The following is a 10,822-nucleotide window of genomic DNA, read 5'->3' on the forward strand; positions in this document are numbered from 1 at the left end:
CCGACCTGGTTGGCGGCCCACTGAAGGTTGATGTGGCAACGGAATGCAAGGCGGACGTCCAGTCAGGCGGCGTCTCCACCTTCTCAGGTACGATGCCCACCCCTGACTGACATACCGCCTGGCGCCTGCGCCGCGGCCCTGGATCCCGTGCCCCATTACACCGGCCCCCTGCTGACCCGCCCGCTCGCCGAGAGCCTGACCCGCGCCCGCGATGCCGGCACCGGGGAATGGACCGGCTCGCTCGACCTCGGCCGCTCCACCGGCACCGCCACGCTGGCGGCCGACCACTGGCAGTGGAAGGGTGAGACCTACGCCTATCCCGGCAAGACCAAGGACCGCACCCTGTATTACTGGGACGGCGAAGAATTCCTGGCGATCTCGCGCTTCGGCTCGGCGCTGATCAAGCTGGTGCCGACCGACTGGGACGCGCCGACCTTCGAGATCGACGGCATCAAGATGCTGCCCAGCGCACAGGTCTCCCCGTTCGAGGATGCCCGCCGCAAGGTCGCGCTGATCGCGCCGGCTGGCAAGACGGTGCTGGATACCTGCGGCGGCCTGGGCTACTTCGCGGCGTGCTGCCTGGAAGGTGGGGTCACCCGCATCCGCTCGTTCGAGAAGAATCCGGATGTGCTGTGGCTGCGCACGCTCAATCCGTGGTCGCCCGATCCGGACGCGGACAGCAGCGGCGGTCGGCTGGCGCTGAGCCAGGGTGACGTGTCGCAGGAAATCGAAGGGCTGGAGACCGCCTCGGTCGACGCGATTCTGCACGATCCGCCGCGCTTCGGCATCGCTGGCGAGCTGTACTCACAGGTGTTCTACGACCAGCTCGCACGCGTCATCCGCAAGGGCGGCCGGATGTTCCACTACACCGGTGCGCCGAACAAACTGACCAGCGGCCGCGATGTGCCGCGCGAGGTCGCCAAGCGGCTCGAAAAGGCAGGCTTCAAGGCCGAGCTGGCAATGGATGGGGTGCTCGCGGTCAAGCGCTGAGCAAGGGGCTGGTCAACTGCCGCGTGGCAGTTTGGCCGCCCACATGTTGTCGACCAGATTGGGATAACGTCGCCCGTTTTCCTCGGCACGCTGACGTGCCGCATCCTTCTGCGCCTCGGAGAGCGGCTGCGATTTCTTCTTCCCGTTGGGACTGGGCTTCTTCCAGGGCGGTGTCTGGGACTGGCGCATGGGTGGTCTCGTGTGGCGTATCGCTGCACTTTCGCTTGGCCGATACAGCGTACAAGAACGCCCGACACGTCATCGCAACGTGCCGGGCGCGATCTGCGAACGAGCTGCGACTTACTTCTTCAGGAAGTCCAACAATGCCTTGTTGAACGCATCGGCATGGCTGGCATTGCAGCCGTGCGGCGCGTCCTTCAGCACCACCACCTCACTGCCCGCGATGGCCGCATGGGTGCGCTTGCCCGAGCCCTCGAACGGGACCGTGCCATCGCTGTCGCCGTGCAGCACCAGGGTCGGCACCGTGACCTTCTTGAGGTCGCCGCGGAAATCGGTCGTGCCGAAGGCCTTCATGCAGCCCAGCGCGGCGGTCTGGTCGGACTGCAGGCAGAGCTTGATGGCGGCCTGGCGCTCTTCCTCGCTGACCTTGAGCTCGCCGTTGGCGCTGAAGAAATCCTTGGTGAAGCCATCGAAGAAGGTGTCACGGTCCTTCTCCAGGCCTTCGCGCATTTCATCGGCCTTTTCCTGGGTCAGCGGGCCCTCGGGGTTGTCGCTGGTCTTGAGCATGTAGGGCGGCACCGCCGAGGCGAACACCACGCTGTGCAGGCGCGACTCGCCGTGCTTGGCGACATAGCGCGCCACTTCACCACCGCCCATGGAGAAGCCGACCAGGGTGGCGTCCTTCAGATCCAGATCCTCGAGCACACCGGCCAGATCATCGGCGAGCGTGTCGTACTCGTAGCCGTCGGCCGGCTTGTCCGAACGCCCGAAGCCACGGCGGTCGTAGGCCACCACGCGGTAGCCCGCATCACGCAGTGCGGGGACCTGGGCCTTCCACGATTCGGCCGACAGCGGCCAGCCATGGATCAGGACCACCGGGCGACCGGTACCACCGGAATCTTCAACGTGCAGGCGAACGCGGGAAGCAGCCATGGGAACTCCTTGGAGCGATGAGGAAGGAAAGTTCGATCCTAGGGAGAGGGGGTTGGGTGAGCCGTGAAAGAAAGCGCGATGTCGCTGACGTGACGTGCACAGGGCTGACTGATGCCGGCCGGGGTGTTCACAGGTGAGAGGGAGGAATCAGAGGCCACGATCTCAGGATCTGCGACATCTCAGGACGATAGTTGCGATGGGGCATCGTCGAGGGTGGGAGCCGGTACATGGATTGTCATGAGATCACGCCTGAGGCTGATACCGGCACGCCAGCCGGGCTGCCCGGCCCTGCCGAGGGCGCTTGCTGCGGGCTGGCCATCACCCTGCTGCTGCATGGCCTGGGTGGGCACCCTGCATCCCGCGCGGCGCTGAGCGCTGCACTGCGGCAGACCCCGTTGACCGAGCGTTGTGCGAGCTGCGCCAGCTATGTGTTGCTTCGTGGCCGTGCGGTTCCGTAGACAAGGCGTCGCACAGCTAGGCGTCTCAGAAAGTGCTCATGCCACGATTCATTGACGTTGGTCGTCAAATCCAATCTGACGACGCACCGTCGACGCAATGGGCAGGTCCGCCGGAGAATCCGAGTACCCCACGATCTCCAGGCCGGTAATACGGCCGTTGAGGCCAAAGACAAGCACGCCCACCTCTTCGCCGCTGGATGTCTCGCCGATTGCGTCGGCAACCACCTCGGCGATCTCTCCCGCTCCTAGGAGCCTGAAGTCCACGGATGCGCAACCGCAGCCACAACGGCTGACTACGTTGAGGGATTCCAAATTTTCCAATGAAGGGAGCTGTATGCCTTTCACCGGCGCGGACTGCACAGCGCGCCTGACCACGTCTATCTCGTGCGTCGAGATACGTCTAACTGCCATCCTTGATCTGTTCATGCGTACGAATACCGCGGGCGTCGCGCCAGTCTCGCATCATGGCCTACGCGGGAACAGTCCATCCAATGCAACGCATAAGAAACCGGCCGCCCCAGGCGGCCGGTCCCTGTTCCAGCTGCAGTGCGTTACAGCGCAATGCGGGCAACAGACTCTTCGCTGCCCTTCGGCTCGCTGTCGCCGTTCTTGACGGTCACGTACAGCACGTTCTTGTTTGCATCCAGCGCCAAGCTGTTCGGGTGCGTCGGCACCGCGTACGTCGCCACCTGCTTGTAGGTGTCGCTGTTGTATGCGGTGACGGTGCCGCCATCGCGGTTGGTCACGTACAGGCGCTTGCGTGGTGCATCCAGCAGGATGCCCAGCGGGCCGGCATCGGTCGGAATGCTGGCCAGTTCCTTGCCGGTGGTGCGGTCCAGCACCAGCACACGCTGGCCCGGATGCTTCGATTCGAAGCCCGAGCTGCTGGCCTGGTACTTGCGGATCATTTCCGAGCCCTGGTCGGTCACGAACAGGCGCTTGCCGGCCGGATCCAGCGCGATGTTCATCGGCTGCTCGGCACTGACCTTGAAGCGCTGCTCGACCTTGCCGCTATCGGTGCCGACGGTGACGAGCTCGGCCAGCAGGTTGGAGGTGTAGACGCGCTTGGCCTTGGCATCCAGCGCCAGACCCGGTGCCTTGGCGTTGCCCAGACCCGGAATGGTGTTGATGACCTTCAGCGACTGCGTGTCCACTACGAACAGCACGCTGCCCTCACCCGAGTGACCGGTGACGTACAGCCGGTTGTTGGCGCCATCAACGACCAGCTCGCGCAGATCGTGGGTGTAGGCGGCCTTGCCGTCCTTGCCGACCTTCTTCTCCATCAACTGCACGATGCCGACCGATTTATTGGTGGCAGTGTCGACCACGGTGACCGAGGTATCGACGGTGTTGCCGACGTACAGGCGGTCGTTGGCATCGTCCAGCACCACACCGAACGCCTTGCGCTCCAGCGGGATGGCGGTTTCGACGGCCAGGGTTTCCGGATTCAGGCGCAGCACCTGGGACGGACCGGCGGCGTCGCCGAAGCCGCCCGAGGAGGCAACGAACACGGCGTTCTGCTTGGGGCTGAAGGCCAGCTCATAGAGGCCTTGAGCGACCGCTTTGCGCTGGACAGCGGCGGTGCTGGCGGATGCGGTGGTCTGTTCGGCGGCGAACGCGGACGGGGCGCCAAGGCTCAGGGAGATGGCGAAGGCCAGGGCGGCCGAGCGGATTACGGAATTGCAGAGCATGCGAGCTTCCTTGAAGAGGCACGGGAGGGTGTCCTGGCTCGCTGGGCCGTACGTGTGACGGCCGGCCCCGCATCTGTCTGCGCTGGGTGGGCTGGCTGGGTTTGCGGGGGAATGGTAGCAGGGCGGGAGGGTGGGTGCAGCCACAGGCCATGTAGTCGCCAGGACGGGGCCGCGGCTGCCATGCAGCATGAAGCTGGTGTCAGCTGAAGAGCGCTTGTGCTTCGGGAAGAAGGCAGGATCGCCGACGCTGACTACTGCTATTACGCTGATGCCAGTGAAGAGGGAACCGGTAAGCACTGCTGCCGCTGCTAGTGCTACCGGCCACGATGATTGCAAGGGCCGACGCGCCCGAGTTTGAGTAGCGCAACAATTTGGAGTCCAATCCTCAATGACAGGGAGATCGGACGTGAAGAACGCCTTTCCGAGGAACAGATCATCGGCTTCCTGCGCGAAGTTGAGGCGCGCATGGCCATCAAAGTCCTGTGCCGCCAGCAAGGCTTCAGCGAGGCTTCGTACTATCTGTGGCGCAGCAAGTTCGGCGGCATGAGTGTGTCGACGCCAAGCGGCTCAGCGGCTGACTCCAGCGGCTCAGGCATTAGGCAATTGCTCCTATGGGCACCCGGCGCGACTAAAGAATCAGCGACAGGGGCTTCTACCCTGGTATGATCCCGGCATGCGTCGGGGGGCGCGGCTCAGGCATTCAGAGTGGAGCACTGAACCCTGCCGCAGACAGATTGGGGCCGACATCCTGGATCAGGAGCGGCGCCCTTTTTGAACGCGAAAATGAACAAGGGAATGATCGTAGACAGATGGATTTTTCACGATTGACCACCATCCAAGTCTCCACAGATTACTGTGCCGTCGCTGGCCCGGATCTCTATTCCCTTTCGGCTACTGGATATCCATTCAGAAAGGCAATCACTCGCGGCACTGGAGTCGAGTCGGATAGCGCACTCCCATACAACTGCCACGCGCCAGCTCATGTCCAGAAGCGACCTGACTACCGCCAGGTCGCGCTGTCGATTGGCGGAGAGTTTTGCATCCCAGAAGTCTGCTCGTGTCTTCGGCAGTCTGAAGAGAGGGCAACCCTCATGGCGATGCCAGAAGCATCCGTGTACGAACACCGCGGCCTTCCATTTTGGAAGCACAAGGTCAGGCTTTCCTGCGAGGCCCTTCGCATGAAGTCGAAAGCGGAACCCACGCGCCCAAAGTTGCCTTCGGACAGTGACCTCCGGCTTAGTGTTCCTAGCCCTGATTCTCGACATCAGTGCTGACCGAACAGCCGGGCTCATCACATCAACCATCTAGCAGAGACTCCGTCTTGACCGCAGTACGTAAGCCCATCGGTGTAATTGATATCTTTGCCGGCCCCGGTGGCCTGGGCGAAGGGTTCAGCAGCTTCAAGCCCGAAGAAGGTGCCAAGTACCCCTTCGAACTCGCGGTATCCGCTGAAATGGAGAAGTCTGCGCATTCGACTCTCCGTCTCAGGGCCTTCTATCGCCTTCTCATCCGGCAGGAAGGCCAGGTCCCGCAAGAGTACTACGACTATCTGGATGAAACTGCGAAGGGCGACGCCCTTCCTCCGGCAACACACTTCGGACACGGTCGATGGAGCGACCTGTGGGCTGAAGCCGAGCGAGAAGCGCTCAACCTCACCCTGGGAGAAGAGCGGGACAATCAGGCCCTCTATTCACGGATCAACGAGGTCAAGGATCAGTACGAGAAGATGATCCTCATCGGAGGCCCCCCGTGCCAGGCTTACTCCGTCGTAGGCCGGGCTCGCCAGCGGCATGTGGAGGGGTTCTCCTCAAAGGGCGACAAGAAGCATTTCCTCTACAAGCAATACCTGGGTCTTCTTGACGAGTTCTCACCCGCTGTCTTCATCATGGAGAACGTCAAGGGAATCCTGACTTCCAAGGTTGGCAACAAGGAGATGTTCGCTGCAATCATGCGCGATCTCTCCGACCCTGCTACAGCCCTGAAAAGGGAAAAGAAGGGGGGAAAGAACGGGTATCGCTATGTGCTTCTTCCTATCCACGTTGAGGAGAATCAGAAGCGGACCAGCGAACTTGTCGCGGAGGATCCGTCTGCATTCATCATCAAGTGTGAGAACCACGGAATTCCACAGGCGAGACACCGGGTCATTATCATGGGTGTCCGGGAAGATCTTCTTCCCGATGGAATCGAGGACTTGCCCGGCCTCAATGCCGCAGAGCCGGTCAGTGTAAAGAAAGCCCTCGAGGGGCTTCCCAGGCTGAGAAGCGGACTGAGCCGCAAACAGGACGATCCCGAAGAATGGCGGAAGGCCATGGAATCGGAGAGGGATCGCTTGGTCCGGATTCTGGGCAAATCCCATCCAGAGCTGATCGAGAAGCTCAGCTCGATTGTTCCATCCGGCGGGCTTCCGCGCGGCTCGATCAAGTACACCCAGGACAGCAACCCTTACGTCAAGCAGCTCAAGAGCGACTCGCAGCACTCCGTGCTCAACCATGAGACTCGGGGGCACATGAAATCCGACCTCGGGCGCTACCTCTTCTGCGCGGCATTCGCGCGCGAGCACGACAGATCACCGACCAGCCGTGACTTCCCAAAGAAGCTCGCGCCTGATCACTTGAACTGGGAAAGTGGTTCGTTCTCGGATCGCTTCCGCGTTCAGCTCAAGGGCAAGCCTTCAAATACGGTGACCAGCCACCTTTCGAGAGATGGTCACGCGTTCATCCATTGGGATCCTCGCCAGTGCCGAAGTCTCACGGTCAGAGAGGCTGCCCGGCTACAGTCGTTCCCGGACGACTATGTTTTCCTCGGCAATAGGACTCAACAATTTGTACAGGTCGGAAATGCAGTTCCGCCTTTGATTGCCAGACAGATCGCCCGAGTCGTGTGGTCGATACTCAGCTAGGCGAAGGGTTCAACAGGGGGAACCAATGAATCAAGGGGAAATGGAGTCCCTGGGCTCTACAGGTACCCGGGCTGGCAGTGAAGCCAGCGCCGGGGACAAGCGGCAATCATCGCTGAAGCCGCTCCTTCGACTCGCCGCGCTTCGCGGCGATGCGGAGCATGTTCTGCGCTACCTTCAACTCGGGGGTGACGTAGAAGCACGCGACCAGCAGGGGCGGACACTACATATGCTTGCCGCATCCAAAGGGCATCTGGATCTCTGCCGCCTGATTTCGGAGCATGCTCTCGAAGTTCAGCGGCTTGCAGTCCAGAAGGCTGACGATTCACCAGCCACGCTGGACGGCCTCTGGAGCAATGAAGGTGATGGTGAGGCCGAGGAATCTGCTCAAACGCGAGCCACTGACTCCAGACAGAACTCCTCTCCCGACGGTGCTGAATTCGAATCCGAGTTCTTTGCCACTTGGGAGGAAGAAGTCGCGACCGAAGCGCCGCTGGAGGATCCCTCGCTTCGATCGACAATACAGGTCGTGCAGGAGGTCATTTCCAAGCACGTAATTGTCGATAACGATGAGGACTGGAATGACCTCGCGAAGCTACTCCCAAGTCACGCCGAAATTTCACTGGTGCGGGAGCTCAATCACAGCTCGACACATGGACTCTTCGAAGCGCTAGTTCATCGCGCCCAGATGGAGGGCAACTTCAATCCTCTTGACCTTGAGGTCATCTCCCGTGAGATTGAAGGCGATGAGAGGGGCGATGTACTTCGCCAGCTCACTGTCCTTATGGGCCAGATTGACGCCGTACCGGAAGTCGATGATGAGTGGCTACCTCCTCTGCATCTAGAACAGGAGAGCGAACCAACATCAGACAGCGATATCGGTGAATCGGAGCAGTTCATGCAGGATCTCGCGTCCATGACGAACGATCCCTACTTCCACTTCGCAAAGATTGCCCAGTCGTCTGTCCTGCTTGACCGTACGGGCGAAGAACGAATGGGGCTTCTGCTGGACTTGTCCCTCAAGGATGCGTATCGCGCCATCGCAGAGAGCCCCCATGCTGTCGCGTCGATAGCAGGCCTAGCCACAGACTTTGAGCGGGGTCGCGTCTCAGTCGGCCAAATCAGCCACATCAGCAGCGAAGACGATGAGCGCGCCAGCGATCTTCTCGACGCCTCGGATGACGCCGATGATGATCCAGCCCCGGCCCGGCCCGTCAGTGGACTCAACCTGAGCGACATGCTGGAAAGCGCACGCTGCGGATGTTTCGCCTTCCAGGAAAATCCAGACAACCAAGGTCTTGCTAGGGATGCATTGACCGCAGTATCTGCGCTGGAGCTGACCTCATCGACCGTTAAACGGTTTGACAAGGAGTTCAGGGCAGCTGGGTGCACAAGCGTACTACTGCGTAGAGCGGTGCAGCGTCTGTCGCGCCTCGAGCTCGAGATGTTCCATGCAAACGTTCGACTCGCAGTGCACGTGGCAGACAGCCACGCGTGGAGCACGCTGCCACGCATGGATCGCATTCAGGAGTGCCTGATAGGCCTGCTCAAGGCTATCGACAGATTCGATTACGCAAGGGGCAACAAATTTTCTACGTATGCAATGTGGTGGTTGAAACAGTCCGTTGGACGGGCCATCGGAGACACAGCGCGTGTCATAAGGTTGCCCATACACGTCATGGAAAAGGTCAACAAGGTTTCGAAGGCAGTCAGAGTCCTTCGTGAAGACTCATTCGATGACGTGCGCGCCGATGACATCGCCAAGGTCTGCGATCTATCAGTTGGAGATGTAGCAAAGTTGCTGAATGTGGCGCACGACGCGGTCTCTTGGGACCAGCAGGATGAGACAGCAGATTTGGTCCTCGCCACTCCAGATACCTTTCAGCCGCCTGAGGAAGTCACTGATGGATATCTGCGTAGGCGAGCGATCGATGACTGCCTAGGTGCGCTTGGTTCAAGAGAAGCTGAAGTCATCCGACATCGGTTTGGATTGATCGACGGCAACGACAAGACATTGGAGGAAGTCGGCCAGATCTTTGGCGTGACTCGAGAGCGGATACGTCAGATTGAGTCCAAGGCGCTAAGACTGATGCGCCACCCATCGCGACGCCTCAGGGAGTTGGTCAATGGAAAGCCGGAGGCTGACGATGCAGCAGAACAGTAAAGGTAGGCCGCAAGGCCGAAATGCTCCCCCCAGGGCTGACGCCATGGTTGAGGCCCTGCGAGGCCTGGGCTACACGACGGCCACGGCACTAGCAGACTTGGTGGACAACAGCATCTCTGCTGGCGCCAGCCAAGTGGAGATCGGGTTCAATTGGTATGGAGTAGACAGCTGGATATCCATTGCCGATGACGGTAGAGGCATGAACGATGCTGAGCTCTTCAGCGCGATGCGCCTCGGCGACCGCAACCCATTGGACGCACGGGGGGCATCGGACTTGGGTCGCTTTGGCCTGGGATTGAAGACAGCATCCTTTTCACAAGCCAGAAGGCTGACCGTTCTGAGCATCAAGGATGGTCAATCGAGCTGCCTGCGCTGGGATCTGGATGTCCTTGCTTCAGATCCTGATGGCGAGTGGCACCTTCTTGATGGACCCGAGTCATCCTCAGAGCCACGCCTGGTAACGCACACTGCCCAGTCATCAGGGACAGTAGTCCTGTGGGAACAACTCGATCGGATTGTCACTGAAGGCTTCACAAGCAGGCATTTCCTTGACCTCATTGACGACGTGGAGCGCCACCTCGCAATGATCTTCCACCGCTATCTTGACGGCAGCGGCCCCGGCATTGAGCTGCGGCTCAACGGGAAGGCAGTTAGACCATGGGACCCATTCCTGTCGTCAAATCCGGCAACCTGGAGGTCCCCCGAGTCGAGCGTTGGCGAAGGTGGTCTGAGAATCACCAGCCAGGCCTTCGTGCTGCCCCACAAGGACCGCCTCAACGACAAGGCCTACGCTGAAGCGGGCGGAATCGAGGGATGGTCGAGTCAGCAAGGCTTCTACATCTATCGTGGACGGAGACTTTTGGTTGCAGGCAGCTGGCTCGGCCTGGGACGTGGACGCTCCTGGTCCAAGGACGAGGCTCACAGGCTCGCACGCATCCGGCTGGACCTGCCCAACGATCTTGATGCGCAATGGAAGATCGACATCCGCAAGTCATCCGCTCATCCTCCCGCTGCACTGCGGGATCAGCTCTACCGCTTGGCCGAAGACGCGCGCGACAGGGCGCGCAAGGTATTCCTGCATCGGGCGCATTCGAATTCATCGCTGGGCCGCCGCGACGAGGTTGTACCCGTGTGGCAGTCGAGAGAGACGGTGACAGGGCGACGCTACCGTGTCGACCGTACGCATGCAGCGGTGAAAGAACTGCTGGATGACGCAGCGTACGGCACCAAGGTTGAAGCGATGCTGCGTGTCCTCGAAGAAACTATCCCCGTGCAGAGAATCTGGCTTGAAGCTGCGGAAGGCGGAGAGCATGCAAAGGGGGGATTCACAGGGGAGCCCGACGACTCAGTTCGAGAGGTTCTCAATGTGATCTACCGGAGCCTGGTGGAGAAGAAGGGCATGTCGCCGAGCATGGCAAAGCGGCAGCTTCTAAGAACCGAACCCTTCGATCTCCACTCAGAGCTGGTCAAAAATTTGCCGGACAACATCTCCAAGGACTGAAGAGAGAAC

The 10,822-nt window shown here is 60.6% G+C and carries 9 protein-coding genes and 1 pseudogene; 5 read left to right on the forward strand and 5 right to left on the reverse strand.

Features of this window, described 5'->3' with window-relative positions:
* Window positions 1-147 precede the first annotated feature (147 nt).
* Window positions 148-990, forward strand: coding sequence for an MnmC family methyltransferase (locus tag NJD74_RS12020; RefSeq protein WP_070471620.1), 843 nt, complete (start codon window positions 148-150; stop codon window positions 988-990).
* Window positions 991-1,002: 12 nt separating this feature from the next.
* Here NJD74_RS12020 and NJD74_RS12025 read toward each other — a convergent pair whose 3' ends face one another.
* From NJD74_RS12025 to NJD74_RS12040, 4 genes are all read right to left on the reverse strand, one after another.
* Window positions 1,003-1,179: a hypothetical protein gene (locus NJD74_RS12025; RefSeq protein WP_019185714.1), complete on the reverse strand. Its 177-nt coding sequence runs from the start codon at window positions 1,177-1,179 to the stop codon at window positions 1,003-1,005.
* 111 nt (window positions 1,180-1,290) lie between these two features.
* Entirely contained in the window at window positions 1,291-2,103 is an 813-nt protein-coding gene (locus NJD74_RS12030) for an alpha/beta hydrolase (RefSeq protein WP_319624225.1), read from the reverse strand.
* 506 nt (window positions 2,104-2,609) lie between these two features.
* A complete protein-coding gene (locus NJD74_RS12035; RefSeq protein ID WP_319624226.1) occupies window positions 2,610-2,825 on the reverse strand; it encodes a hypothetical protein in 216 nt (71 codons plus the stop codon).
* A gap of 287 nt (window positions 2,826-3,112) precedes the next feature.
* Window positions 3,113-4,252, reverse strand: a complete 1,140-nt coding sequence (locus tag NJD74_RS12040) for a YncE family protein (protein WP_319624227.1) — start codon at window positions 4,250-4,252, stop codon at window positions 3,113-3,115.
* 399 nt (window positions 4,253-4,651) lie between these two features.
* On the opposite strand from NJD74_RS12040, the pseudogene NJD74_RS12045 reads away from it, so the two are divergent.
* A pseudogene (locus NJD74_RS12045) lies at window positions 4,652-4,804 on the forward strand (transposase); the annotation flags it as partial.
* 266 nt (window positions 4,805-5,070) lie between these two features.
* On the opposite strand, the gene NJD74_RS12050 reads toward NJD74_RS12045, so the two are convergent.
* Window positions 5,071-5,556, reverse strand: a complete 486-nt coding sequence (locus tag NJD74_RS12050) for a very short patch repair endonuclease (protein WP_319624228.1) — start codon at window positions 5,554-5,556, stop codon at window positions 5,071-5,073.
* A gap of 17 nt (window positions 5,557-5,573) precedes the next feature.
* On the opposite strand from NJD74_RS12050, the gene dcm reads away from it, so the two are divergent.
* Genes dcm through NJD74_RS12065 form a run of 3 tightly spaced genes read left to right on the forward strand, consistent with a single transcriptional unit; the run spans window position 5,574 to window position 10,813 of the window.
* The gene (dcm, locus tag NJD74_RS12055) at window positions 5,574-7,151 is read left to right on the forward strand and encodes a DNA (cytosine-5-)-methyltransferase (RefSeq protein ID WP_102788942.1); all 1,578 of its coding nucleotides are present in this window, start codon (window positions 5,574-5,576) and stop codon (window positions 7,149-7,151) included.
* Window positions 7,152-7,191: 40 nt separating this feature from the next.
* Window positions 7,192-9,312, forward strand: a complete 2,121-nt coding sequence (locus tag NJD74_RS12060) for a sigma-70 family RNA polymerase sigma factor (RefSeq protein ID WP_167390363.1) — start codon at window positions 7,192-7,194, stop codon at window positions 9,310-9,312.
* 43 nt (window positions 9,313-9,355) lie between these two features.
* Window positions 9,356-10,813: an ATP-binding protein gene (locus tag NJD74_RS12065; protein WP_319624229.1), complete on the forward strand. Its 1,458-nt coding sequence runs from the start codon at window positions 9,356-9,358 to the stop codon at window positions 10,811-10,813.
* Window positions 10,814-10,822: the final 9 nt, after the last annotated feature.

The sequence above is a fragment of the Stenotrophomonas sp. RG-453 genome, from assembly GCF_033843685.1.
In the GTDB taxonomy this organism is placed as follows: Bacteria; Pseudomonadota; Gammaproteobacteria; order Xanthomonadales; family Xanthomonadaceae; genus Stenotrophomonas; species Stenotrophomonas bentonitica_A.